Origin of the sequence: Kitasatospora sp. NPDC127060 (genome assembly GCF_042724935.1) — a bacterium.
Lineage (GTDB): Bacteria > Actinomycetota > Actinomycetes > Streptomycetales > Streptomycetaceae > Kitasatospora.
The window spans coordinates 1,669-26,880 of sequence record NZ_JBHXEG010000062.1; the positions used below are offsets into that span (position 1 = coordinate 1,669).

The 25,212-nt window shown below is 73.7% G+C and carries 24 protein-coding genes; 12 read left to right on the top strand and 12 right to left on the bottom strand.

Features of this window, described 5'->3' with window-relative positions; genetic code table 11:
- Positions 1–275: 275 nt before the first annotated feature.
- The 10 genes from ACFWIS_RS28530 to ACFWIS_RS28575 form a co-directional block, all read right to left on the bottom strand.
- Entirely contained in the window at positions 276–3,293 is a 3,018-nt protein-coding gene (locus ACFWIS_RS28530; RefSeq protein ID WP_380524031.1) for a hypothetical protein, read from the bottom strand.
- A 106-nt stretch (positions 3,294–3,399) separates the two neighbouring features.
- Positions 3,400–3,678 (bottom strand): hypothetical protein, encoded by a 279-nt coding sequence (locus ACFWIS_RS28535; RefSeq protein WP_380454529.1) that lies wholly within the window; start codon positions 3,676–3,678, stop codon positions 3,400–3,402.
- A gap of 4 nt (positions 3,679–3,682) precedes the next feature.
- A complete protein-coding gene (locus ACFWIS_RS28540) occupies positions 3,683–3,805 on the bottom strand; it encodes a hypothetical protein (RefSeq protein ID WP_380454527.1) in 123 nt (40 codons plus the stop codon).
- Positions 3,806–4,032: 227 nt separating this feature from the next.
- A complete protein-coding gene (locus ACFWIS_RS28545; protein WP_380454525.1) occupies positions 4,033–4,470 on the bottom strand; it encodes a GNAT family N-acetyltransferase in 438 nt (145 codons plus the stop codon).
- 58 nt (positions 4,471–4,528) lie between these two features.
- Positions 4,529–5,200 carry a class I SAM-dependent methyltransferase gene (locus tag ACFWIS_RS28550; RefSeq protein ID WP_380454523.1) on the bottom strand — a complete coding sequence of 224 codons (672 nt, stop codon included), beginning with the start codon at positions 5,198–5,200 and terminating at the stop codon, positions 4,529–4,531.
- Positions 5,201–5,273: 73 nt separating this feature from the next.
- Positions 5,274–6,542: a sugar ABC transporter permease gene (locus ACFWIS_RS28555; RefSeq protein WP_380454577.1), complete on the bottom strand. Its 1,269-nt coding sequence runs from the start codon at positions 6,540–6,542 to the stop codon at positions 5,274–5,276.
- A 74-nt stretch (positions 6,543–6,616) separates the two neighbouring features.
- On the bottom strand, positions 6,617–7,396 hold the full coding sequence (locus ACFWIS_RS28560) for an ATP-binding cassette domain-containing protein (protein WP_380454521.1): 780 nt from the start codon (positions 7,394–7,396) through the stop codon (positions 6,617–6,619).
- 104 nt (positions 7,397–7,500) lie between these two features.
- Complete coding sequence (locus ACFWIS_RS28565; RefSeq protein WP_380454519.1) at positions 7,501–8,637, bottom strand: sugar ABC transporter substrate-binding protein; 1,137 nt, start codon at positions 8,635–8,637, stop codon at positions 7,501–7,503.
- Positions 8,638–8,809: 172 nt separating this feature from the next.
- The gene (locus ACFWIS_RS28570; RefSeq protein WP_380524033.1) at positions 8,810–10,201 is read right to left on the bottom strand and encodes a sensor histidine kinase; all 1,392 of its coding nucleotides are present in this window, start codon (positions 10,199–10,201) and stop codon (positions 8,810–8,812) included.
- Between the two features lies 1 nt (position 10,202).
- Positions 10,203–10,880 (bottom strand): response regulator transcription factor, encoded by a 678-nt coding sequence (locus ACFWIS_RS28575; protein WP_380454516.1) that lies wholly within the window; start codon positions 10,878–10,880, stop codon positions 10,203–10,205.
- A 156-nt stretch (positions 10,881–11,036) separates the two neighbouring features.
- Between ACFWIS_RS28575 and ACFWIS_RS28580 the strand changes: the two genes are divergently transcribed.
- Entirely contained in the window at positions 11,037–11,675 is a 639-nt protein-coding gene (locus tag ACFWIS_RS28580) for a PepSY domain-containing protein (protein WP_380454514.1), read from the top strand.
- A 1-nt stretch (position 11,676) separates the two neighbouring features.
- Positions 11,677–12,471, top strand: a complete 795-nt coding sequence (locus tag ACFWIS_RS28585) for a hypothetical protein (RefSeq protein WP_380454512.1) — start codon at positions 11,677–11,679, stop codon at positions 12,469–12,471.
- Between the two features lie 103 nt (positions 12,472–12,574).
- Here ACFWIS_RS28585 and paaK read toward each other — a convergent pair whose 3' ends face one another.
- Positions 12,575–13,912 carry a phenylacetate--CoA ligase PaaK gene (gene paaK, locus ACFWIS_RS28590; protein ID WP_380454510.1) on the bottom strand — a complete coding sequence of 446 codons (1,338 nt, stop codon included), beginning with the start codon at positions 13,910–13,912 and terminating at the stop codon, positions 12,575–12,577.
- Positions 13,913–14,189: 277 nt separating this feature from the next.
- Between paaK and ACFWIS_RS28595 the strand changes: the two genes are divergently transcribed.
- The 3 genes from ACFWIS_RS28595 (at position 14,190) to ACFWIS_RS28605 (ending at position 17,514) form a co-directional block, all read left to right on the top strand.
- On the top strand, positions 14,190–15,734 hold the full coding sequence (locus ACFWIS_RS28595; RefSeq protein WP_380454507.1) for a hypothetical protein: 1,545 nt from the start codon (positions 14,190–14,192) through the stop codon (positions 15,732–15,734).
- 85 nt (positions 15,735–15,819) lie between these two features.
- The gene (locus ACFWIS_RS28600) at positions 15,820–16,101 is read left to right on the top strand and encodes a hypothetical protein (RefSeq protein ID WP_380454505.1); all 282 of its coding nucleotides are present in this window, start codon (positions 15,820–15,822) and stop codon (positions 16,099–16,101) included.
- A 249-nt stretch (positions 16,102–16,350) separates the two neighbouring features.
- Positions 16,351–17,514 (top strand): ROK family protein, encoded by a 1,164-nt coding sequence (locus tag ACFWIS_RS28605; RefSeq protein WP_380454503.1) that lies wholly within the window; start codon positions 16,351–16,353, stop codon positions 17,512–17,514.
- Positions 17,515–17,598: 84 nt separating this feature from the next.
- On the opposite strand, the gene ACFWIS_RS28610 is transcribed toward ACFWIS_RS28605, so the two are convergent.
- The gene (locus tag ACFWIS_RS28610) at positions 17,599–18,372 is read right to left on the bottom strand and encodes a GntR family transcriptional regulator (RefSeq protein ID WP_380454501.1); all 774 of its coding nucleotides are present in this window, start codon (positions 18,370–18,372) and stop codon (positions 17,599–17,601) included.
- 296 nt (positions 18,373–18,668) lie between these two features.
- Here ACFWIS_RS28610 and ACFWIS_RS28615 point away from each other — a divergent pair, with 296 nt between their 5' ends.
- The 7 genes from ACFWIS_RS28615 (at position 18,669) to ACFWIS_RS28645 (ending at position 25,171) form a co-directional block, all read left to right on the top strand.
- Entirely contained in the window at positions 18,669–19,460 is a 792-nt protein-coding gene (locus ACFWIS_RS28615; RefSeq protein WP_380454575.1) for an exodeoxyribonuclease III, read from the top strand.
- A gap of 469 nt (positions 19,461–19,929) precedes the next feature.
- Positions 19,930–21,222: a protein kinase gene (locus ACFWIS_RS28620; RefSeq protein ID WP_380454499.1), complete on the top strand. Its 1,293-nt coding sequence runs from the start codon at positions 19,930–19,932 to the stop codon at positions 21,220–21,222.
- A 198-nt stretch (positions 21,223–21,420) separates the two neighbouring features.
- Positions 21,421–21,804, top strand: coding sequence for a hypothetical protein (locus tag ACFWIS_RS28625; protein WP_380454497.1), 384 nt, complete (start codon positions 21,421–21,423; stop codon positions 21,802–21,804).
- Between the two features lie 221 nt (positions 21,805–22,025).
- Positions 22,026–22,763 (top strand): response regulator transcription factor, encoded by a 738-nt coding sequence (locus ACFWIS_RS28630; RefSeq protein ID WP_380454496.1) that lies wholly within the window; start codon positions 22,026–22,028, stop codon positions 22,761–22,763.
- Positions 22,760–24,277 carry a sensor histidine kinase gene (locus ACFWIS_RS28635; RefSeq protein ID WP_380454494.1) on the top strand — a complete coding sequence of 506 codons (1,518 nt, stop codon included), beginning with the start codon at positions 22,760–22,762 and terminating at the stop codon, positions 24,275–24,277. The genes ACFWIS_RS28630 and ACFWIS_RS28635 overlap by 4 nt, the downstream gene beginning before the upstream one ends.
- A 148-nt stretch (positions 24,278–24,425) precedes the next feature.
- Positions 24,426–24,863: a hypothetical protein gene (locus ACFWIS_RS28640; protein WP_380454492.1), complete on the top strand. Its 438-nt coding sequence runs from the start codon at positions 24,426–24,428 to the stop codon at positions 24,861–24,863.
- Between the two features lie 11 nt (positions 24,864–24,874).
- A complete protein-coding gene (locus tag ACFWIS_RS28645; protein WP_380454491.1) occupies positions 24,875–25,171 on the top strand; it encodes a hypothetical protein in 297 nt (98 codons plus the stop codon).
- Positions 25,172–25,212: the final 41 nt, after the last annotated feature.

The following is a 25,212-nucleotide window of genomic DNA, read 5'->3' on the forward strand; positions in this document are numbered from 1 at the left end:
ACCCCCCCCCCCCCAACCCCCCCCCCGGGGGGGGCCCGGCGGGGGGGGGGCGGGCGGCCGGGGCCCCCCGCGGCCCCCCGGCGCCCCCCACCCCCGAGCGACGTGGCCATCCGCCCCACGGCGGCCACCACATCCGCCGCCGGGCAGCAGGGTGACCTCGGTGGGCTTGACGGCGAGGTAGTCGAACAGCCGCTCCTCGTCCGGATCGAGCCAGAGGAACATCGCCGGATCAGCACCTCGTCCCCCGGCTCCAGCGCGGGCGTTGAACGGCCCGCTCAGCCCCAGTTGCCGACCAGCGGCTGGTCCCCGGGGTTGCCGAAGACGCTGCCGTAGACGGTCAGCGTGCCCTCCCTGGCGGAGCCGTAGAAGGCCCGGTCGGCCCGCCGGTAGACGCCGACGGTGTCGATGCCGGTGCCGTCCCAGTCGCCCTTGATCGGGATGTCACCCGGGTTGCCGTAGCGGAAGGTGTGGTCCGCCTGGCCGCCCGGGGTGTTGGTGTCGCGCAGGTAGAAGGTCTGGGTCGCCGGGTCGTACGCCCCGATGGTGGTGCGCCCGCTGCCGCTCCAGTCGCCGACCAGCGGGGTCCAGCCCGGGTTGCCGTACGTCAGCGCGTAGGTGGGGTTGGCGTTGTCGTCGCTGAGGTAGAACGTCTGGTCGCCCGGCCGGTAGACGCCGATGGTGGTACGGCCGTGGCCGCTCCAGTCGCCGACCACCGGGATGTCGCCCGGAACGCCGAACACATACGAGGTGGTGGTGCCGTCGGCGCCCGGCAGGACGAAGGTCGCCGTGGCCGGGTGGTAGACGCCGACGGTGTCGGTGCCGGGGCCGTTCCAGTGGCCGGCCAGCGGGACGTCGTCGGGGCCGGTGAACAGCGGCGAGCTGCCGGAGGTGCCGATCACCACGTCGTTGTGGCTGTTCTCGGTGACGCTGTGATCGCCGGGCCGGTAGATGCCGACCCCGGCCCGGGCGGGCTGCGGGGTGGCGTTGACGACCGCCGTGCCGATGGCCTGCTGGCGCTGGGTGGTGAGCGGCATGGTGCTCCCCTGCTGGGCGTTGAGCCAGCGGAAGTTCTGTAGGTAGACGACCCTCGGGTGCTGCGCGGCGATGGCGCGGTAGTCGGTGTTGTTGCCGGCGATGACCGCGTCGGTGGCCGACTCGCAGCCGTTGACCCCCGGGATGATCGACTCCGGGAACAGCACCAGGTGCTGGTCGGGCGAGGCCAGCGCACCCTGGAGGGTGGCCAGGTCCTGTTCGACAACGGCGCGGCCCGGGCAGTAGTTGTCGAAGCCGACCAGGTCGACGCCGCTCGGTACGGGCGCGGTCAGGCGGTAGGCGTCCGTGGTGTAGGCGAGCATCTTGCCGGGGAAGGCGCCGTGCACCTGGTTGACCTGGGTCTGCACCTGGCCGGCGTCGAAGCCCTGGTAGTACGGCTCGTCGAGGGTGTAGATCGCGGAGAGCTTGTCCAGGTTCCCGCCGATCCGGGTGACCAGCCCGGCCAGCGCCGCCGGGGCGTCCGGGTTGGGCTTGTTCTTGCCCGGCCGGGTCGGGTCCGGCACCGCGACCTGCTTGCTGACGTCGATGACGCAGGAGGCGGGGCGGCAGTAGTCCAGGAACCCGGCGTAGCGCGGGTCGGTGAGGTCCTGGAGGACGAAGTTGTTCATGTTCGTCCAGGCCGCCACATCGGCGCTGTGGTCGACGCTGTTGTTGGTCGAGTCCGGGTCCATGATGTCGAAGTAGCCGTAGTAGTCGAGCCCTCCGAGCATGCTGACCCGCAGGTCGTCGGCCGTGGTGACGGTGCCGGGGGTGGCGCGCTGGGCGCCGAGGTGCACGTAGCCGTCGCGCGGCAGGGCGGCGGGCGTCGCACCGGTGAAGACCGTACTGCCGTTGACCGTCACGGTGGCCTGCCGGGCGGTGCCGCCCGTGAGGGCGAGCGAGACGTCGAAGCTGCCGCCCCCGGGCGCGACGGCGGCGGTGAGCAACGGCAGCGGCTGCCCGGCCTGGTAGAGCTTCAGCGAGCCGTCGGCCTGGACCTTGAGGCCGAGCGCGACGTCCTCGGCGTCCACCGCGCCGGTCGCGCCGGAGGCGTTGCTGACCAGCAGGGTGGCCGCGTCCGTACCGGAGGTGCGGCCGACGGCCGGGGTGAGCCGGGCGTGCACCGTGTACGAGCCGGACAGGTCGGCGGTGGCGGGCTTGGTCAGCCGCACGGCCGCGGTGCCCTGCGGGAAGGACAGCACGTTCGGCGCGGCCGGGCTGTTGACCTGCACCGAGCCCTCCGGGGGCGTCGCCGCCAGGCCCCTCCTGCCGGACACCGCCGAGTAGCCGGCCGACACCAGCGTGGGCTGGCGGGCGCTCAGATCGTCGTTCAGACCGTTGTCGGTACCCGCCGGGGCACCGTCGAAGGTGTCGACGAAGGGCTTGGCACCCGCCGTCGCGGCGGCGTCGATCCGGCTCACGTCGACGCCCGTGCCGTTGCCGTCACCGAAGGTCGTCAGCTCACCCGGAGCGGAGAGGTAGGCCCCGAGGTAGAGGAACGCGCTGCTCGGCCAACGGTTGACCGACGCCGGGCCCTTCACGGTGAAGGCCGTGCCGTTGACGGTCAGGGTGACGGCCTTGTCGGCGCCGGTCGACACCTTCAGCGCGACCGCGTACCGGTCGGCCGGCGCCACCGACCCCTGCCAGAACGGGGTTTCACCACCCCCGCCGTGGAAGAGCGACAACTTCCCGCCCGAGGTGACGGTCAGCCCCAGGTCGACGTCCCCGTTGGTCACGTACCCGGTCGCGCGGTGGCTGCGGCCGAGCACCACCGAGGCCCAGTCGTTGCCGGTGCTCTCCCCCACCGCCGGGTCGACCACGGTGGAGACGGTGTACGTGCCGTCGGCGTCGGCGATCACGGGCGCGCCGAGCATGACGGCCGAGACGCCCTGGGTGAACACCAGCCGGTCGGGCTGGTCGGCCGTGCTGACCTGCGCGGCCGCGGAGTCCGGGGGTGCCTGGGTGTCCCAACGGCCGGACGTCCTGGTCCAGGACACCGTCCGGGCGCTGCCCTGCTGGCGGGCGTCCAGGCCGACGTTGAGGCCGTGCAGCGGAACGGTGTTCAGCGACGGACTCTGCCGGAAGGAGTCCGCGAACGGGCCGGCGGCGGTCAGGTTCACGGGCGTCGGGGCGGACGGGGCCGACGGCGACGGCGCGTCGGCCGCCGCGGCCGGCCCGGCGGCGAGTCCGGCCGGGACGGCGGTGAGGGCGATCAGGGCGGCGGACAGCAGTCCGCGGCCCAGGCGGTGGGCGAGCATCACGGGATCAGCTCCGGATCGGAACGCAGGGACGGCACGGTTGTCTCCCCTTCGGGGCGTGGGCGGGCCTTCGGGGCGTGGACGGGCCTTCGGGGCGTGGACGGGCCGGTCAGCACCGGAGCGTGACGGTGCATCCGTCGAGCCCGATCCCCGACGCGGCCAGCGCGTCGGCCACGAGCAGTCGCGCCCTGGCCCGCGCGGTCTCGGTCGTGGCGGCACGGAGGTAGCAGACGATCCCGATCGCCGTCGAGTCGGCCCGCACCCGGAGGTGTTCCAGGGCGGTCTCGGGTCTCGCGTGGGCCCACAGGATGTCCTCCAGGGCGTGGGCCACGTCCTCCGTGGGTGGGCGCGGTCCCGTCAGCACCAGGGTGAGATGGACGGGGACCACCGGATCAGTCCCAGCCGATGCCGTACGGGGTCTGCGGGCCGACGGCGACGGACAGCAGGAACGCCCCGGTTCCGGACAGGGTGACGGCGGTGAACGCGACGGTGATCAGTCGGACGGCCTTGGACATGGCTTCCCCCCGGAAGACGGATGACGGATGACAGGTGCCGGGTGGCGGTCGGAGCCGGCTGCTCCGCACCGGTCGGGGCTCGGCGCCCGCGCCGCCCTCCCGGTGATCACCATCCTGCTGACCGGCGGCCGGGGGCGGAAGTTCCGGCCGCCGTCCGCATCCGGACCGGCCGGATCCGGACGGCGGCGGCCGCTCGCCGCCGCCGTGCGGAGTGGTCAGCGGAGTGGTCAGGCGGGCAGCGGCTTGACCCAGCGGCTCCACTGGGGTTGCGGGTGGTAGCCGGCCGCCTGCCAGGTGCGGTGACCGAGGGCGTTGTCGTCCAGCACCATCGCGTCGACCCGCCGGCCGCCGAGGGCGGCGAAGCGCTCCTCGGCGGCGGCCAGCAGGGCGGCGCCGATGCCGCGGCGGCGGTGCTCGGGGTCGACGGCGAGGCGGTAGAGGTGGCACCGCCAGCCGTCCCAGCCGGCGATCACGGTGCCGAGCGGGGTGCCCGGGTCCTCGGCCGCGGCGGCCACGAGGAGGCAGTCCCGGTCCCGGGCGAGCAGGGCGGCGACGCCCGCCGCGTCGTCGGTGATGCTGGTGCCCTTGGCGGCCCGGGCCCAGAGGGCGAGCAGGGCGGGGATCTCCTCCGGTACGGCGGTGCGCACCACGATCTTTTCGGTCATGTCGGCCTGTCTAGCGGGTTGCCCGGCGGCGCCGCCGGGAATTCCGCGCTGCGGACGGTCAGCCGAGCCGCCACACCGTGGTGGTCTTGACCGAGGTGTCCTCCAGGTCCGCCACCACCGGCACCTGGTACGCGGCCACCGCGGTGAACCGCTCCCGGGGCAGGTAGGCGCGGCCCGGGTCGCCGACGATCACGGTGGCGCCGCGGGCGGCGGCCCGTTCCAGGAAGGGCAGGAAGCGGGCGGCCATGGCGCGTTCGTAGAAGACGTCGCCTGCCAGCACCACCTCGGCGGGCGCGCCGTCGCCGTCCACCAGGTCGACCAGTGCACCGGCCACCCGTACGCCGTTGGCCTCGGCGTTGAGTCCGATCGCGGCGACGGCGTAGGCGTCGATCTCGGCGGCCCGGACGTCCTTCGCGCCGCGCAGCGCGGCCGCCACCCCGACCAGTCCGGATCCGGCCGCGATGTCCAGCACCGCCCGCCCGTCGACCAGTTCGGGGTGGTCCAGCACGTAGCGGGCGACCGCGACCCCGCCGGCCCAGGCGAACGCCCAGAACGGCGGCGGCAGTCCGGCCAGTCCGCGGTCGCGCTCGGTCGTCTCCCACAGGGCGATGGCGTCCTGCGCCATCTGGAGGCGGATCTCGGGCACGAAGGGCACGGGCGTCAGTTCGGTCTCCCGCAGGATGAACGCCTGATCGGTGTCTGGTCGATGAACTCGCAGCTCACTCGGCATGCCCGCAGCATAGGGCAGGCGTCAGGACCACCGGGCGCCGCTCACGCCCGGCCGCCCGCCCACCGGGCACCGCTCACGCCCGGCCGGCCGCCCGCTGGGTGCGCCGGGCCAGCGAGTCGATCACGACGGCGGCCAGCAGCACCGCGCCGGTGATCATGAACTGGATGGCGTTGCTCAGGCCCTGGATGTTCATCCCGGACTGGATCGAGCCGATCACCAGCGCACCGAGCAGCGCCGACCAGGTCTTGCCGCGCCCGCCGAACAGGCTGGTGCCGCCGATGACGGCCGCCGCGATGGCGTTCATCAGCAGGTTGCCGCCGCCGGAGGTCTGGCTCGCGGACTGGATCTGGGCGGCCAGGAAGAGGCCGCCGATCCCGGCCATGGTGGAGCAGATCGCGAAGACGCTGATCCGGATCCAGGAGATGTTGATGCCGGCCCGGCGGGCGCCCTCGATGTTGCCGCCGAGCGCGAACACCTGCCGCCCGTAGGAGGTGCGGCGCAGCACGAAGTCCAGCACCACGATGAAGATCAGGAAGATCAGCAGGGCCAGCGGCAGCCCCTTGTACTGGTTGAGCGTGTAGGCGGCGAGGAAGGCGATGACGGCCAGCAGCACGGTGCGCAGCACGATGTCGGCGGCCGGCCGGGAGGGGACGCCCGCGGCCTGCCGTCGGCGGGCGTCGATCAGCGAGGCGACCAGGAACAGCGCGACGCCGACCGCGGCGGTGCCGTAGGCGGCGATCTGCTGGCCGTAGATGGTGCTGTAGAGCCGGGAGACGATGTCCTTGCCGGAGAGGTTGACGGTGCCGCTGGCGCCGAGTACCTGGAGCATCAGGCCGTTCCAGCCGAGGTTGCCGGCCAGGGTGACGACGAAGGCGGGGACGCCGACCTTGGCGAAGAAGAAGCCCTGGATCGTGCCGACGATCGCGCCGCCGACGAGCGCGGTGATCAGGGCGACCCACTGGTTGACGCCGTTGCTGACGTTCAGCACGGCGAAGATCGCCGCGCACAGTCCGCTGACCGAGCCGACCGAGAGGTCGATCTCGCCGAGCAGCAGCACGAAGACCACGCCGATCGCGATCATCCCGGTGCCGACGATCTGCTGGGACAGGTTGGAGAGGTTCTGGGCGGACAGGAAGCTGCTGTTGAGGCTGCCGAACACCGCCCAGATCACGATCAGCGCCAGCACCACGGGCAGCGAGCCCAGTTCGCCGCTGCTCATCCGGCGGCGGAACTCGCCCAGGTAGCCCTTGACGCCCTCCTGGCGGACGATCAGCCGGGGGTCGACCGCGGGGATGGCCTCCGGGGCCACCGGGACGGGCGCGTTGACGCCGCCGGTGGGCATGCTCTCCTCCGGCAGCGGCGGGCGGTGGTGGCGTCCGGGTTCGTCGCCGGGGGCGTTCCCGGGGGTGTGGTCGCTCACTGGGAACCCTCCTGGCCGCGGGCCCTGCGGCGGGTCACGGCGTTGTCCGTGGCGCCGGTGATGGCCGAGATGATCTCTTCCTGGTTGGTGTGGCGCTTGTCGAAGACGCCGTTGTTGCGGCCGAGGCGCAGCACCGCGACGGTGTCCGCGACGGCCATCACGTCCGCCATGTTGTGGCTGATCAGGATCACGCCGTGGTCCTGCTCGCGCAGCCGCTCGACCAGGTCGAGCACCTGGGCGGTCTGTTCGACGCCCAGGGCCGCGGTCGGCTCGTCCAGCATCACGACCTTGGGCGAGCCGATCAGCGCGCGGGCGATCGCGACGACCTGGCGCTGGCCGCCGGAGAGCGAGGCGACCGGGATCCGCACGCTGGGGATGCGGATGGACAGGGTGTCCAGCAGCGTCCGGGAGCGCTTCTCCATCGCGACCTCGTCGAGGATGCCGAAGCGGCGGATCTCGCGGCCGAGGAAGAGGTTCCCGACCACGTCGAGGTTGTCGCACAGCGCGAGGTCCTGGTAGACCGTGGCGATGCCCAACTGCTGGGCGTCCTGCGGCCGGTGGATGCCCACCGGCCGGCCCTGCCACTCGATGGCGCCCTCGTCGGGCTGGTGTACTCCGGCGATCGCCTTGACCAGGGTGGACTTGCCGGCGCCGTTGTCGCCGACCAGGGCCAGCACCTCGCCGGTGTGCACCTCCAGTTCGATGTCGGTGAGCGCCTGGACGGCGCCGAACCGTTTGGAGACCCCGCGCAGGGCCAGTACGGTCTCACCTGCCACAGTGACCAACTTCCTTGCCCCGCCCCGGTGGTGGGGGCGGGGCGGTTCGGCTTCGGAGGGTGCTGCCGGCTTCGGAGGGCCGCCGGCGGCCGCGGTGCGGCCGACTACTGGAGGCCGGCGCTCTTGCAGGCGTCGGCGTAGTCCGGCGTGCAGATCTGGGCGACGGTGTAGAGGCCGTCCTGGACCACGGTGGTCTTGATGTTGTTCTTGTCGACGACGACCGGGGTGATCAGGTTGGCCGGCATCTTGTGGCCGCTGCCGTTGGTGACCGTGGTCGGCGCCAGGGTGGAGTCCAGGGACTTGCCCGCGGCCAGCGCGACGGCCATCTGCCCGGCGATGTCGGTCTCCGGCTTGAACGGCTTGTAGATCGTCATGGTCTGGGTGCCGGCCACGATCCGCTGGATGCCGTCGAGCTGGGCGTCCTGGCCGGTGAGCGGGACGCTCAGGCCGGCCGCCTTGAGGGCGGTCGCGACGCCCGCGGCCATGCCGTCGTTGGCCGAGTAGGCGCCGACCACATTGGCCCCGCCGATCGCGGTGATGGCGGCGGCGGCCTCCTGGTTGGCGGTGTTCGGGTCCCACTGGGGGGTGTCGTACTCCTTGCCGATCTTCAGCTTGCCGTCGATCGCGCTGTGCGCACCGGCCTTGAAGTCGGCCGCGTTGGGGTCGGTGGGCGAGCCGTTGATCATGAAGATCTCGCCCGAGCCCGACTTGCCTCCGACCGCCGCCACCAGGGCCTGGCCCTGGAGTTCGCCGACCTTGTGGTTGTCGAAGGACACGTACGCGTCGGCCGGGCCCTGGGCGAGCCGGTCGTAGGCGAGCACCTTGACGCCCGCGTCGTGAGCCTTCTGGACGGAGGACTGGATCGACTTGGCGTCCACCGCGTCCAGGATCAGCACCTTGTCGCCCTTGGTGAGGGCGGTGTCCACCTGGGTCTGCTGGAGGGTCGCGTCCTGGTTGGCGTTGTAGTAGTCGATCTGCGCCTCGGGTGCCAGCTGCTTGATCTTCTGCTCGATCAGCGGGCGGTCGAACTGCTCGTAGCGGGTGGTCTTGCTCTCGGGCAGCAGCAGGCCGATCCGCACCGCCCCCACCGCCACGGTGCCGCTCGCCCCGGCGCCCGCGGCGGCGGAGCCCGACGAACCGCCGCCCGACGAGGACTGCTTGGCGCTGCCGCAGGACGCGGCGCCCAGGCCGAGGGAGACCACTGCGGTCACCGCGAGGATGCGACGAAGCCCGATGCTCATGAAGATGCCTCTCCGGTCGAGTCCACCCCCTCGTCCTCCGAGTCTGGGAAGCATCGGCCGCCACCACGATCCCTGCTGCGCCGAACGGGTCCCGGGGCCGCTCGGGCGTCGGCCGCTCGGACATCGGCCGCTCGGCCGTCAGCCGTTCGGGCATCGGCCGCCGGGGGGCCGCTCAGGCGTCCGCCGCCGGGTCGGCCGCAAGGGGGATCGCGGCGGTGAGCCGGGCGCCGGCCGCGCTGGGGGTGACGGTGAGGGTGCCGTGGTGGTGGCGGGCGATGTCGCGGGCGATCGACAGGCCCAGGCCGGTGCCGCCGTGGTCGCGGGAGCGGGCGTCGTCCAGCCGGGTGAAGCGTTCGAAGACGCGCTCCCGGTCCGCGGGCGGGATGCCGGGGCCGTCGTCCTCGACGTCCAGCAGGGCCAGGCCGCGCGCCGGGTCGGTGGACAGCCGGACGTGCACGGTGCCGGCCGCGTGCCGCTCGGCGTTGTCCAGCAGGTTGGTGAGCAGCCGGCCGAGCCAGAGCGGGATGCCCTCGACGGTGACGTCCGGGGCGAGGTCGGTGGTGCGGCGGTGCGGGCCGAACGGGCGGGCCGGCACGGTGGTGGCGACCAGGTCGGTGAGGTCGATCCGCTGACGGGGGCGCTCGTCGGCGCCGCCGGCGTCGAGGCGGGCGAGCAGCAGCAGGTCGGTGGCGAGGTTCTGCAGCCGGTCGGTGTCGGCCAGGGCGCCGTGCACCAGTTCGGCGCGAACGGCCTGGTCGGGGTGGGTGTCGGCGACCTCCAGCTGGGTGCGCAGCACCGCGAGCGGGCTGCGCAGTTCGTGCGAGGCGTCGGCGATGAACTGCCGCTGCCGGCGGCCGGAGGCCTCCAGCCGGTCGAGCATCGCGTTCATGGTGGCGGCGAGCCGGGCGATCTCGTCGGCGGTGCCGGGTTCGGGGACGCGCCGGTGCAGGTCCTGGCCGGTGATGGCGTCGACCTCGGCGCGGATCGCCTCCACCGGCCGCAGCGCCTGCCCGGTGACCTTCCAGGTGACCACCACGCCGGTGAGCAGCAGCAGCGGGCAGGCGACGGCCAGCCCGGCCTGGGTGATGTCCATCGCCTCGTCGGCGGCGCGCAGCGAGGCGCCCGCGTAGACGGTGACCGGCCCGCCGGGGGTGTCGGCGGCGACGACGGTGAGCCGCTGGCGGTGGTGGTCGTAGAGCGGGTCGACCTGGTCGGTGGTGAGCGAGCCGGTGCGCGGTTCGGTGGCGAGGGCGGCGCGGCCGGCCAGGTTGGGGCTGGCCGCCAGCACGGTGCCGCGGGCGTCGACGACCTGGAGGAAGTCGGTACCGTGCCCGGTGTGCAGGACGGCCGGCAGCCGTCCCTGGAGGGCGAGTTGGGCGACCGATTCGGCCTGCTGTCGGGTGGCGGAGGCGGCCGAGGCGACCAGCTCGGCGTGGACCGCGGCGAGCAGTCCGGCCCCGGCCAGGGCAAGCGCGGCGGCCAGCACGGTTCCGGCCGCCGCGGTGGCCCGGGCGCGCACCGTACGGGGCACGAACCGGCTCGCCCAGTGCGGGAGTCGGCGCATCTCAGCCGCCGTCCGGGTCGAGCCGGTAGCCGGCGCCGCGCATGGTCTGCAGGGCGGAGCGGCCGAAGGGGGCGTCGATCTTGCGGCGCAGGGCGTGGACGTGCACCTCGACGATGCTCGGGTCGGCGTCGTGGCCGGCGTCCCAGACGTGGTCGAGGATCTCGCGCTTGGAGACGACCGTCCCGGCGCGGGCGGCCAGGTGCTCCAGGATCGCGAACTCGCGGGCGGTCAGGTGGGTCGGGGTGCCGGCCCGGGTGCAGGTGCGGGCGTTGGCGTCCAGCACGAGGTCGCCGAGGGTGTGCAGCCGGGGGCGCTGCTGGTCGACCCGCCGGTGCAGGGCGCGCAGCCGGGCGAGCAGGACGACGAAGGAGAACGGCTTGGAGAGGTAGTCGTCGGCGCCGGTGTCCAGGGCCTCGGCCTCGTCCCACTCGCCGTCCTTGGCGGTGAGCATCAGGATGCCGGCCCGGCAGCCGCCCGCGCGCAGCCGGGCGCAGACCCGGTAGCCGTTGAGGCCGGGCAGCATGATGTCGAGGACGATCACGTCGTAGGGGTGGCGCTCGGCGAGGGCGAGTCCCTCGGGGCCGTTGTGGGCGGCGTCGACGGTGTGGCCGTCGGCCTCCAGTCCGCGCCGCAGCGCGGTGGCCATCCGCTGTTCGTCCTCCACGACGAGTATGTGCATCCGCTCAGGGTGCCAGGTGATCGTGAGCGATCTCGTCCGGGCTCGGATCGCCGCTCACCATTTGCCGGTCGGGCTTAAGCGGGGGTTCAGGTACGGTCCGCCATGATCGCCGGGCGCGGAGCGCAGCGCAGCACTTCCAGGCAAGGAGTACGCCCGATGACCGATCCCCTGTCTCCCGGCACCCCGTCGACCGGCGAGGAGCCGGAGCTCCCCGAGGTGCCGCCGCTGACGGCCCGGCGCCGTCGCGCGGCCCGGCTGCGGGCCTGGGCGGACGGGCGGGAGCGCCGGCTGGCGGCCGGGGTGGTGACGGTGGCGCTGCTCGGTGCGGGCGGGCTGGCGGTCGCCGCGGCGGCCCACGAGGGGCACGGGGAGGGCGGGCGCGGGCACCGCGAGGCGGCGGCCCGGTCCGAGGACGGCCACGGGTACGGGCACGCGGACGGGTCCCGGCGCACGGACGGGCCGGGGCGCGAGCAGGGGCACGGGCACGACCGTCAGCACGGGCACGGGCAGGGGCACGGTGTGGCCCCGGCCGCGCTGCCCTCGCTGGGCGCCTCCGCCGCCCTGGAGAAGGCCCAGGCCGCCGTCCCCGGCGGCCGCGCCGAGTCGCTGCGCCGGGTCACCGAGCAGGGCGGTGGCGCCGCCTGGGCCGTGACGGTCGTCGGCCGGGACGGCGTGCGCCACCTGGTGACGGTGGACGGCACCAGCGGCGAGCTGACGTCCAACACCACCGACCCGGGCCGCGCGTCAGCCGGCGCCTCGGCCGGCTCCGACACCTCCGACGGCTCCGAGGGCTGACATGGCGCACGCGACGACGACCCGCCCCGCCCCCGGCCGCACCGCCCGCCCCGGCGCCAGCAAGGTCCCGTCCGTGGACGGCTGGTTCTGGCTGGTGAAGGTGCTGACCACCGGCTTGGGCGAGACCCTCTCCGACTTCCTCGCCAAGACCTTCGACCCGGTCCTGGCGGTGGCCGCCGCCGGGCTGCTGCTCGTCGTGACCCTCCTGGTCCAGCTGCGGACCCGCCGCTGCGTGACCGGGCTGTACTGGGCCGTGGTGGTCATGGTCAGCGTGTTCGGCACGATGGTCGCCGACGTGGCGCACGTCGCCCTGGGCGTCCCGTACGCGCTGTCGGCGGGTTCGCTGGCGGTGGCGCTGGCGGCGCTGTTCCTGCTCTGGCACCGGGTGGAGGGCTCGCTGGCGATCGACCGGGTGACCGGGCTGCGCCGGGAGCTGTTCTACTGGGCGGCCGTGCTGCTGACCTTCGCGCTGGGCACGGCGCTGGGCGACCTGACGGCGGCCACCCTGCACCTGGGCTACCTGGTGGCCGGGCTGGGCTTCGCGGTGTTGATCTCGATCCCGGCGGTGGCCTCGCGGGCCCGCTGGGTGGGCCCGGTGGCCGGGTTCTGGTGGGCGTACGTGCTGACCCGCCCGCTGGGCGCCTCGTTCGCGGACTGGCTGGGCGTCGGCGCCGACCGCGGCGGCATCGGACTGGGCACCGGCCCGGTCAGCCTGGCGCTCGCGGTGCTGATGGGGGTGGCGCTGGCGCTGTCCGCGCGTGCGCACCGCCGGACGGCTGGACTCACCACCCACTGAGCGTCTACATTTCTGTAGACGTCGGAGGCGCACGGCATCACCCCCCGGACAGCCGTGCGCCTCCGCCGTCCCTCAGCGCGGCCGAGGGCCCGACGCGGTCGCCTCAGCGCGGCCGCTCGTCCACCACCCGCTTGATCTTCCCGACCGAGCGCTCCAGCGTGTACGGGTCCACCACCTCGACCGCGACCGTCACGCCCACCCCGTCCTTCACCGCCCGGACGATCTCCGTCCGGGCCGCCTCACGCAGTTCGGCGGACGCCTCCGGGCGGGCCTCCACCCGGACGGCCAGCCGGTCCAGCCGCCCCTCCCGGGTCAGCCGCAGCTGGAAGTGCGGGGCGACGCCCGGGGTGCGCAGCAGGATCTCCTCGATCTGGGTCGGGAAGAGGTTGACCCCGCGCAGGATGATCATGTCGTCGCTGCGCCCGGTCACCTTCTCCATCCGCCGGAAGCCCGGCCGCGCGGTACCCGGCAGCAGCCGGCTGAGGTCGCGGGTGCGGTAGCGGACGACCGGCAGCGCCTCCTTGGTGAGCGAGGTGAAGACCAGTTCGCCGCCCTCCCCCTCGGGCAGCACCTCATCCGTGAACGGGTCCACCACCTCCGGGTAGAAGTGGTCCTCCCAGATGTGCAGCCCGTCCTTGGTCTCCACGCACTCCTGGGCGATGCCGGGGCCGACCACCTCGGAGAGGCCGTAGATGTCGACGGCGTGCAGGTCGAGCCGCTCCTCGATCTCGCGCCGCATCTCCTCCGTCCAGGGCTCGGCGCCGAAGATGCCGATCCGCAGCGAGCTGGCGCGCGGATCCAGGCCCTGCCTCTCGAACTCGTCCAGCAGGGTCAGCAGGTAGGAGGGGGTGACCATGATGATCTCGGGGCGGAAGTCCTGGATCAGCTGCACCTGGCGGGCGGTCATCCCGCCGGACGCCGGGATGACGGTGCAGCCGGCCCGCTCGGCGCCGTAGTGGGCACCCAGGCCGCCGGTGAACAGCCCGTAGCCGTAGGCGATGTGCACCTTGTGGCCGGGCCGGCCGCCGGCCGCGCGGATCGAGCGGGCGACCACGTCGGCCCACATGGACAGGTCGTTCTCGGTGTAGCCGACCACGGTCGGACGCCCGGTGGTGCCGCTGGAGGCGTGGATCCGGCGGACCCGCTCCATCGGGACGGCGAACATGCCGAAGGGGTAGCCCTCGCGCAGGTCGGCCTTGGTCGTGAAGGGGAAGCGGGCGAGGTCCGCCAGGGTGCGGCAGTCCTCCGGGTGCACCCCGGCGGCGTCGAACTTGCGGCGGTAGAGCTCGACGTGGTCGTAGGCGTGCCGCAGGGTGGCCCGCAGCCGGTCGAGCTGGTGGGCCCGCAGTTCGTCGACGCCCATCCGCTCGCCGGCGTCCAGCAGGGCGGGTGGAATCGGCTCGCCCAGGCGTCGGTCCGGGTCGGGTGCGCTGCCGGTCATCGTCGCTCCTCCGCAGGTCGGCCGAGGCTCGGAGCCCAACCGATCGTTCGGTCAGGGCAAGCCCAGGCCAAGTAATCCAGCACCCGAACCACCTGTCAAGGGATCGCGCAGCGGTTCCGGAATGTGCAGTTCCGGCGTGTTCGTGCCGGGATCGCTGCCACCGCTTGGCTGGCCGATATGAAAATCATTACGGAATTATTACCCGTAGGCCCCGCTCACCGGCCCGGACCCATGGTTCAGTGGTGCGGCTTCTCCCCCGCACCCCGGAGTGATCACCTTGGCCCCGACCCCTGCGCTGGTCAGCGCGCTGCGCGAGTTCGGCGACCGGCCCGCCGTCGTCGCCGACGGACGCGCGATCAGCGGCATCGGCCTGCTGCTCGGCGTCTCCCCGCCGGGCGGCCTGCCCCGGGCCCTCGCCGAGCGCGTCGCCGAACACGCCGCCCTGCCGCCCTCCACCGCCCGCGCCGCCGAGGAACGGCTCCGGCACTGGGCCGGCGTCCTCGGCCCGCCGCCCATCCGGCACACCGTGCTGCACCCCGCCACCGACCTCGCCGTCGAACTCGCCCTCGCCACCCTGCTGGCCGGCGGCACCGTGCACTGCGCCGACCCCGACCAGCGGCCCGACGAGCAGCTCACCGCCCTCGCCGCCAACGGCACCACCCACCTCAGCCTGCCCTCCGCCCTGCTCTGGCGGCTCAGCAGGCAACCGGGCCTCGCCGACCACGACCTCGGCGCCCTCCGACTCGTCCTGCACGTCGGCCCCGAACCCCGGCAGGACGACGTCTACGCCGCCGTCGACGCCCTCGGCGCCGTCCTCGCCCACCTGCGCGCCCCGGACAGCCGCTCCGAAGCCGCCGACCGCCGGCTGCGCGCCGACACCGAGGCCGCCACCGCCGCCGCCTGGAAGCACAGCATCGGCATCACCGCCGCGCAGCTCACCGAGTTCGGCGCCCATCTCGACCGGGCCGTCCTCACCGCGCTGCTGCACACCCTCCAGCAGGCCGGAGTGCTCACCGACCCCGGACACGGCCGCTCCGAGGCCGAACTCCTCGCCACCGCCCTGGTCACCCCCGCCCAGCGCCCCCGGGTCGGCCACTGGCTCGACGCCCTCGCCCGGCACGGCCTGATCACCCGCCGGGACGGCGGCGCCCAGGGCCCGATCTACCACGGCGCCCCCGAACTCAGCTCCGCCGAGGTCCGGGAGGCCTGGCGGCCCGCCGTCGACAGCTGGACCGACGGCCTCGGCACCGCCGCCGTCCTCGACCGGGTCCGGCGCGGCGCCCTACGGCTGCCCAAGCTGCTCACCGGCGAAGAGGACCCCCGCCCGGCCGCCGCCCCGGTCCGCTGGTCCGCCGCCCGTGGCTACCTCGGCACCGCCCTCGGCACCCTCGTCCGCGCCACCGTCGAGGCCCACCCGGGGCCGCAGCCGCCGCGGATCCTCGAACTCGACCGCGACGGCAGCGAGACGGCCGTCGCCCGCGCCCTCGCCGCCCGCCCCCGGCAGAACGCCGAACACCACCTCGCCCCCGACGGCGGACGCTACGACATCGTCGTCGCCACCGCCGTCGGCCGGCCCGAGGAGGAGGTCCCGGCGCTGGTCGACCAGCTCGCCCCGGGCGGCCGGCTGCTGCTGCTCGCCCCCGTCGCCGAACAGCTCGACCTGCTGATCACCGGCGCCCACCGGGGCTTCACCGGCCACCCGGCCCCGCAGTGGCGGGCCGCCCTCACCACCGCGGGTTGCCCGACGGTGCTCACCCTTCCTGCGGACGGGCACCCGATGGGGCTGCTCGGGCAGGGGCTGTTCGTCGCGCGGGTGGACTGACGGCGGGTGGACTGACGGCGCGTGGGCTGACCGCAGGTGGCCTGACCGCAGGTGGCCTGACGGCACCGGCGCTACGATCGGGCACATGGCCGCTCCCGCTCCCGTGCGCTCGATCCGCTCCCGGGCCTCGCTCGGTTCCATCGCCTCCCTCGGCTCCATCGGCTCGCTGCTGTCCGTCGGCTCGGTCGGCTCCGTCCTCTCGATCGGCTCGGTCGGCAGCGTGCTGTCCATCGGTTCGGCCGGCTCGGTGGTCAGCGCGTTCTCGGCGTGCTCCTGGCTGAGCGTCGGCTCGCTGCTGTCGGTGCGCTCCCGCTGGGCCGTACGGGGGCTGCGCCCGGTGTGCGGGCCATCCGTGCCCGAGGGGTGAAGCCCCGGGTCACGTACCGCCACCCGATCCGTACCATTTCGATACCGAAGCCCGGGTGAGCTGCGGGAATCCTCGCCGCCCGGCACGGTCCCCGGGTAGGCTCCCCACTGCTTCCCCCGGCCCTGGTGCAGGCGGCCCAGCGTCGCCCGTACCGCACGTCGGGGACAGACCCCCGCGGGCCATTCGGTGGGCTCCGCGCACTCGACACCGCGCGCCAGGGCAGTCGCGCGAACGGCGAAGGGCATCGCATTGGCGGATCGGCTCACCGGAGGAGACTCCTCGCTGCTGCGGCGGATCAACGCCGCGGTCACGCTTCGGGCGCTGCGGACCGGCCACTCGGTGACCCTCACCCAACTCGTCGGCGAGACCGGGCTCTCCCGGCCGACCGTCGAGGGCGTGATCGAGGGCCTGGTCGAGACCGGCCTCGTCGCCGAGGTCGAGCAGCCCCGGGAGGACGGCCAGCCGGGTACCGGCCGCCGCGGCCGCCCGGCCCGCTGGTTCCGCTTCCGCGCCGAGGCCGGGCACATCCTCGGCATCGAGATCGGCGTCCACGACGTCCGGGTCATCCTCGCCGACCTCACCGGTGAGGTGGTGGGCAGTCACTTCAAGCCGGTCGACGAGACCCTGGAGGCCGAGGACCGGCTCACCGCCGTCCGCACCGCCGTCGCCGAGGTCCTGCGCAAGGCGGGCATCTCCCGGGACAACCTGTGGGCCGTCGGCATCGGCACCCCCGGCATCGTCGACCGCGAGGGCACCATCCGGCTCGGCACCGCGATGCCCGGCTGGACCGGCCTCGACCTCGGCGCCCGGCTGCGCCGCTCCTTCCGCTGCCCCGTCCTGATCGAGAACGACGCCAACCTCGCCGCCATCGCCGAACACTGGCAGGGCGCGGCGGTCGGCGCCGACGACGTGGTCTTCGTGATGGCCGGCCTCAGCCCCGGCGCCGGCTCCCTGATCAACGGCAGACTGCACCGCGGCTACGGCGGCGCCGCCGGCGAGATCGGTGCCCTGCACCTGCTCGGCCAGGAGGTCACCCCCGAGCGGCTGCTCTCCACCACCGGCAAGCCGCTCAACCCGCTGGACGAGGCCGCCGTCGCCCGGGTCCTGCGGCTGGCCCGGGAGGGCGACGAGGTCGCCAAGGTCGCCATGGACCGCTTCCTCACCCGGCTCGTCCAGGGCGTCGCCGCCCTGGTCCTGGCCATCGACCCCCAGCTGGTGGTCATCGGCGGCTGGGCGGCCGGCCTGGACGGCGTGCTGGAACCGCTGCGCGAACGCCTCGCCCAGTTCACCCTCCGCGCCCCCGAGGTGGCACTGGCCGCCCTCGGCTCCGAGGTCGTCTCGATGGGCGCCCTGCGGGTCGCCCTGGACCACGTCGAGGACCAGCTCTTCGCGGTCGACCCGCCCCGGGTGTGAGGCGTACCGCCCGGCCGTCGACGACAGTGGCCCGGACGCCAGTCGGGCGTCCGGGCCGTTCTCCGAGGGTGGGTGCGAAACGGTTCAGGAGGCGGTGCGGACCTCGGTGGTCGCGCCGACCGGGGTGACCTCGACCAGGCCGGTCTCGCCGAAGGTCAGCTTGCAGGTGTCCGCCCGGTAGGTGGAGACGGCGAGCGCCACCAGACGGCCGCCGGCGGCGTACTGGGTGGTCATGACCAACACCGGGGTGCCCGGGGGGCGCTCCAGCAGCACGGCCTCGTCGGCCTCGGCGACGCCCAGCTCGACGGCCCGGGACTCACCGTCGACCTCCAGGCGCTCCAGCTGGCGCAGCACCGAACGGGCGCGGTCGCCCTCGGCACGGAAGCCGGGCAGGTGCGGCAGGGCGGAGGCCGGGACGTGCAGCGACTCGCTGGCCATCGCGCGGCCCTCGACCAGCCGGACCCGGCGGACGGTGTGCACGGTGGCGCCCTCGGCGATGCCGAGGCCCTTGGCCAGCTGCGCGGACGCGGGGGCGGTGGTGCAGTCGACCGTGCGCCAGGACTGGCTGCGGCCGGCGCCGGGCCAGCCCTCCTCCTGCCGGTTCACGGGGACGCCGACCCGCGGGGCGGCGATCAGGGTGCCGATTCCCCGGCGACGGACCAGTCGGCCCTCCAGCTCCAGCTGGTCCAGGGCCTGCCGCAGCGTCGCCCGGGCCACCCCGAAGCGGGCGGACAGCTCGCGCTCGTTGGGCAGGACCTGGCCGGTGGAGAACTCCGTGTCGATGGCCCGCAGCAGCACCGTGCGCAGGTGCCAGTACTTCGGTTCCGGCACCGCCGAAAGCTGTCCTGTCGTCCCCACCGCGTCCTCCACCTGGTCTTGTCCGCCCTACGACAAGGAGGGCGGATCCCGGGCCCACTGCCCGCTGTTGCGGCAGGTGGGAGAGCGGGCCTTTATCCGTCCTTCTTTATTAAAGGTCCTTGCAGTAAGCGACCCTAGGTGTTCCGTCCGGAGATGGTCAAGACCAATGACAGGGCTCGGTGCGACCGTCGCGAACATTCATGCCACGTTCACGACAGCCCTTCGGGACGGCCCGCGGCCGCGCGTCACGCTGCGGGGCGGGCTGGGCCAATGGGTAGGCTGCCCGGGTGATCGTGGTGACGAGTGTGAATGTGAACGGAATCCGGGCCGCCGCCAAGAAGGGCTTCGTGGAGTGGCTGGCCGGCACCGAGGCGGACGTGATCTGCCTCCAGGAGGTGCGATCCGAACCCGGGCAGCTGCCCGTCGAACTGCGCGACCTGGACGGCTGGCACGCGCTCTGGGCCCCGTCGGTCGCCAAGGGCCGGGCCGGCGTCGCCATCCTGTCCCGCCGGGAGCCGCAGCGCAGCACGATCGGATTCGGCTCCGAGGAATTCGACAATTCGGGCAGGTACCTGGAAATCGACCTGCCGGGCCTCACCGTCGCCAGCCTCTACCTGCCCTCCGGCGAAGTCGGCACCGAGCGCCAGGACGAGAAGGAACGCTTCATGGCGGAATTCCTCGTCCACCTCACCGCCCTGCGCGCCCGCGCCGCCGCCGACGGCCGCGAGGTCGTGGTCTGCGGCGACTGGAACATCGCCCACCGCCCCGAGGACCTCAAGAACTGGAAGGCCAACCAGAAGTCCGCCGGCTTCCTCCCCGAGGAACGCGCCTGGCTCTCCCGCGTCTACGACGAGGCCGGCTACGTCGACGTCGTCCGCGCCCTCCACCCCGACCGCACCGGCCCCTACTCCTGGTGGTCCTACCGCGGCCGCGCCTTCGACAACGACTCCGGCTGGCGCATCGACCTCCAGGTCGCCACCCCGGGCCTCGCCGCCAAGGCCGTCGAAGCCTACGTCGAGCGGGCGGCCACCCACGCCGACCGCTGGTCCGACCACGCACCCGTCACCGCCGTGTTCGATCTCGGCTGACTGGCTGACAGCCAGCGACAGCGCTCGCGCAGGGCCGTGAGGTCGGCCAGCGGACTCATCCTCGCCCACCTGGTCCAACCGGTAGCGCGTGTCACTGCGTCGCACGCCACCTGGCCGGCCGCGTGCCGGTGGCCGTGGCCTCGGTCAACGACGGCCAGGTCGTCCGAGCGGGCCTCGCCGCGGCCGGTCTCGCCGACCTGTTCGAGACCGTCATCGCCCGCGAGCACGTCGCCCGCCTCAAGCCCGACCCCGCTGCCCCTCTTGCGTCGCGGCGGCTCGGGCGGGCGGCTGGTGCCGGTGACGGCCACATTCGGGGACCGCGAAAGGGAAGGGAAAGAGCCCGGCCAGGGGCACCACTGGCACACCGGCGCTTTCACAGAGATCTCACAAGAATGCCTAGTACCGTGCCCGGACCTGCTGGGCGTGAGACGGCGGCGCTCACGTCTCGACACGGGTGAGGACAGGTGCGATGGAACCAGGGCACGTCCTGGGCGGGCGGTACACGGTCTTGGCGCTCTTGGGGCGCGGGGGTATGGCAGAGGTGCACCTGGCTCGAGACCGGCGTCTTGACCGCCTGGTGGCAGTGAAAGCCCTCCGACCGGATCTGGCCACCGACCCCACCTCGCTGCTCCGGTTCCGGCGGGAGGCCCTCTCCACGGCTTCGCTCAACCACTCCTCGATCGTTGCCGTCTTCGACAGCGGCGAGGAGGCGCTGGGTGAGGGGGTGCTGCCGTACCTGGTCATGGAGTACGTCCAGGGATGCACCCTTGACGAGATGCTGCGCCAGGGCCCGCCCTTGCCGGCCGCGCGGGCCCTGGAACTGACGCTCGGCGTGCTGGAGGCACTGGAACGCGCCCATGCCCAAGGCATCGTGCACCGTGACGTCAAACCCGCGAACGTGATGGTGACTTGGGACGGGCAGACCAAGGTCATGGACTTCGGCATCGCCCAATTCCTCGCGACGGACGCGATGGCGCTGACCCAGGGCTCCGTGGTCATCGGTACGGCGGCGTATCTGTCGCCCGAGCAGGCGCGCGGCGAGTCGGTAGACGTGCGCTCGGATCTGTACTCCGCGGGCTGCCTGCTCTACGAGCTGCTGACCGGGAGGCCGCCGTTCACCGGCGAAACGCCCGTCGCGGTGGCGTGGCAACACGTCAACGAGGAGCCGCGGCCGCCCTCGACATACGCGCCGGAGCTGCCGGACGTGTGCGACGGTCTCGTACTGCCGGCTTTGGCGAAGGACCGTCACCGTCGCTACCAGACCGCCGCCGAGATGCGCATCGCCGTAGCCCACACGCTGGCCGCCGTCGTCGCCCGCACGCACGCGAGCGACGTGCTCACGACCTGTCGGACTCCGCCTGCCTCGGACCATGCCTCGGCACCGGTTGAGCCCGCGCCCGGTCGGGTCCAGCGCACCCGCGGTCCGCAGCGTGGCGGACGGGCGAGACGTGTCGTCCTTGCCGTGGTGCTGTGCGCAGCCGTGTGCGCGGCCGCCGGGGCGTACTCGGCGGACGGCTCGCCATCCGGGGGGCGAGCCGTCCGAGTGCCGGATCTGGCAGGCAAAAGTGTCGCCGAGGCCAGACTGAGCGTGCAGAGCTCCGGACTGCGGGTGTCCAGGGTGGTGGAGGGCGCCTGCCCCACACCGGGGCCGCCCGTTCGTCGCGTTTGTGGCCAACTGCCCGCCTCCGGCGACGCGGTCACCCGGGGCAGCGCCGTCGTGATCGACGTCCCGGCGCCGTCGAACCCGCCCGCACAACGGTGAACCGGGCAGGACGTCGCCCGAGTAGGTATTTCACGTAGGAGCAGCAGGCCGGCCGACACACGGCTTGGAACCCAACTACCACGAAGGAAAAGGCACACGACGATGCCGACCCACACCTTTCGGAGGCGGATCGCAGCCCGCGAGGCGGCAATCCGGCGCTGGCTGCCGATGGCGTTCCATACGGCGGGTGTCCTGCTGATGCCATGGATCGTCGTGCTCGCGATGTCGGTGAAGGGGCGCTTCGGCGCACGAAACCTCTCCAACTCCTGGGTGTGGCTGGACGTCATGGAGGTCGCGGCGCTGTTCCTGCTGGCCCGGCTGGTGCGTCGCCGCCACCCGGCCACCAGTCCGATGGCCTCGGCCACCGCCGTCCTGCTGGGCCTGGACGCGTTCTTCGACCTGTGGTCGGCACATCGCGGCTCCGACTACCAGCTCGCGCAACTGCTCGCCTACGTCGCCGAGTTGCCGAGCGCAGCCGTTCTCGCCGTGCTCTCCTGGTACGCGCTGCCGTGGGCCGCGTCCGCCACACCGGCCGCAGGCCCCGGCGTTCCGACGCCGCCCCAGCGTGCTGCGGTGTGGTGACATGCACAGCGCCGACGGTCGCAGTCGCGGCCAAGACCCATCACACCGGCCGAGAGGAGTCGAGCTCAGCGACCACCCGTCCTCGACCAGCCCGCTGCCGCCCATCCCGCCGGCACCACCCCACACACTCACACGGGCCCCGACTTCGATGAGAAAACTCTCATCAGCCCGTGCCATCGTGGGGCCCGGCAAACGGCCGGGCGGCAGCGAGGAGAGGGCCGATGGCGGTCGGTGACAGCACCGGGACCGTGCTGGTGGTGGACGACGACAACACGATCCGCCGGTCGCTGGAGCGCGGCCTGCGGCTGAGCGGCTTCACCGTGCGCTCGGCGGACGGCGGGCGGGCGGCGCTGGAGCTGGTTGCCACCGAGCCGCCGGACGTGCTGGTGCTCGACGTCTCGATGCCCGACCTGACCGGCACCGAGGTCTGCCGCCGACTGCGCGACCAGGGCGTCGACACGCCCGTGCTGATGCTCTCCGCACTGGACGAACTGGCCGACCGGGTGGCCGGCCTGCAGGCGGGCGCCGACGACTACCTGATCAAGCCGTTCGCACTGGAGGAACTGGTGCTGCGGCTGCACGCCCTGCTGCGCCGCCGCCCGCCGGCCGGCGCGGGTGCGCGCGACCGACTCGACGGACCGGGCGGAGAGGTGCTGCGGGTCGGACCGCTGGAGATCGAGCCCGCCGCCCGCGAGGCGCGCCGGGACGGCCGACCGGTGCGGCTGACCCGCCGCGAGTTCGAGCTGCTGGAGTACCTCGCCCGCAACGCCGGCCTGGTACTGACCCGCGACCAGTTGCTGGAGCGGGTCTGGGGTTACGACTTCGAGGTCCGCACCGATGCCGTCGACACCTTCGTCAGCTACCTGCGCCGCAAGCTGGAGGAGGGCGGCCGACCCCGACTGATCCACACCGTGCGCGGCGTCGGCTTCGTGCTGCGGATGCCGGAGGCGGACCAGTGACCGGCGCGACCCCCGCCCCGCGCTCGATGAGCCTTGCCACCCGGATCGCGATCGGCGCCGCGCTGCTCGTCCCGCTGCTGGTGCTGGGCACGGGCGCGCTGCTGCTCGGCCTGGTCACCCACGACCTGCGCGCCCAGCAGGACTCCAAGCTGCGCGACCGCGCCGACGCCGTGCTGCCCGCCTCCCGGGCGCTGCTGAACGCGACGCAACAGGGCCGGCTCCGGGTCGAACAGAACCAGCGCCGCAACCTGCTGGACGACGCGCTGGACGTCGGCATCCGAGTGGCGGACGCGAACGGCAACCAGATCACCCAGGGCGGCCCGATGCCGGGCCCCGCCTCGGTGCTGCCGCAGCCCGCCCACGGGAACACCGGCGGCCCGGTCACCGTGCACGCACAGGGCCGCGCCTGGCGGGTGCTGGCGCGGCAGGTGACCGGCGCCGACCCCGGCACGCTCTGGGTCGCGGCGCCGGTGTCCGCGACGGACCCGCAAGTGGCCGCGGTACGCGGACGGATGCTGTGGGCCGCCGTGCTGGCCGCACCGGTCTCCGGCCTGCTCGCCTACGCCCTGGCCCGGCGTGCCACCGCCCCGCTCAGCCGGCTCGGCCGCCGGGCCGCCGCCTTGGACCCACGCGCCGGCGCCGCCGACTTCGGGCACCGGCGCAGCGGGATCCGCGAGGTGGACGAGCTCGCGGTCGCGCTGGAGAGCGCACTGGCCCGCTACGACGAGCAGGTCGCCCGCACCGGACAGGCGCTGGAGACCGCCCGCTCGTTCTCCGCCGCCGCCTCACACGAGCTGCGCACCCCACTGATGGGCCTGCAGACCAACCTGGACGTGCTCAGCGCGCACCCCGACCTGCCGCCGGGCGACCGCGCGGAGATCACCGCCGACCTGCGCGACGACCACCGACGGCTGCTCGACCTGCTGACCGCGCTGCGCACACTGGCCCGCGGCGACCTGGTCGAGGAGGAGGCGTTCGGACCACTGGACCTGGCCGAGCCGGCCGCGGCGGCGGTCGCCGAGCTTCGCCGACGGCGGCCGGAGCTGGCGGTTATCACCCTGGCCGCTCCCGACCTCGCCGGGCCGGACGGCGGCGGACTGCGGGTGCACGGCTGGGAGGCCGGGCTGCGGATCGTCTGCGACAACCTGCTGGCCAACGCCGCCGTGCACGGCCACCGACCCGGGTTGCCGGCCCGGATCGTGCTCGGACTGCACCGGGAGGCCGGGCAGGCGGTCCTGGCCGTGGATGACGACGGGCCGGGCATCCCGGTCGAGGACCGCGCGGCGGTCTTCGACCGGTTCCACCGCCGCCGGGACAGCCCCGGCTCGGGCCTGGGGCTGACCCTGGTCGCCCAGCAGGTGGCCCTGCACCGGGGCACGGTCACGGTCACCGAGCCGCCGAGCGGTAGCGGCTGCCGCATCGAGATCCGCCTGCCGCTGGTCGCCCCGGACGCCCCGACCCTGCCCCTGCCGACCCGCCGCCAGTGGATCAGGTCCACGGTGGCGAGCGGCTGAGCGGGCAACGGAGGCTCGCGGACCCGGCGACTCACAAGGAGTCCACGGCTCACAAGGAATCCACAAAGAGGCCCTCTACCGTCCTGCTCAGCCGGGCCGCCCGACGGTCCGGCCGGATCTGCCACCCCTGGCAACTGGAGGACTCACCATGCGCTCCTACCGCAAGGCCGCCGCCGCGGCCGGTGCTCTCGCCCTCGGCGGCACCCTGTTCGCGTTCGCCGGCCCCGCCCAGGCGGCGACCACCAACGCCACCCCGGTGGCCGCGGTGACCCCGAAGACCCTGCCCGCGCCCAAGGGCGACGGCGCGAAGGACATCTGCAAGCGCCTGCCCAAGACCGAGCAGCGGATCCAGAACGCGCTGAACCGCCTGAACGGCCCGAACACCGAGGTCGGCTCGGTCGCCCGTCTGGAGCAGCGGGTGGACAACGCCAAGGCCGCCGGGCACACCGCCGTCCACAGCTACCTCAACGACCGCCTGACCTATCGCAAGAGCCTGGTGCCCACGCTCACCCAGCGGCAGAACGACCTGAAGGACGTGGCCACCTGGTGCTCCTCGCAGGGCCTCGGCACCTCGACCGCGAAGTGACCGCTCGCACCATGACCGCCCGCGCAACGGCCGCACGTCCGGCCACCGCCCGCCCGCTGCGGCGGGCCGCCGGTCTCACCGCCGCAGTCCTGCTCGCCTCGCTCGCCCTCACAGCATGCGGCGGGAGCGGCAGCGGGAACACGGGCGGGACGGGCACCGCCTCCCAGCCTGCCGCCGCGCCCGCCACCACCGCGGCCAGCGGTGACCAACTCGGCGAGATGAAGCAGAAGGTGGACGCCGCCGACAGCGCGGCCACTGCCGCCGAATCGGACGCCGCCCAGGACCCCTCGGACACCCCCTCGCCCTGAACCCCGCGGGACCGACCGGGTGCCTAGTCCCCCTCCGCCAC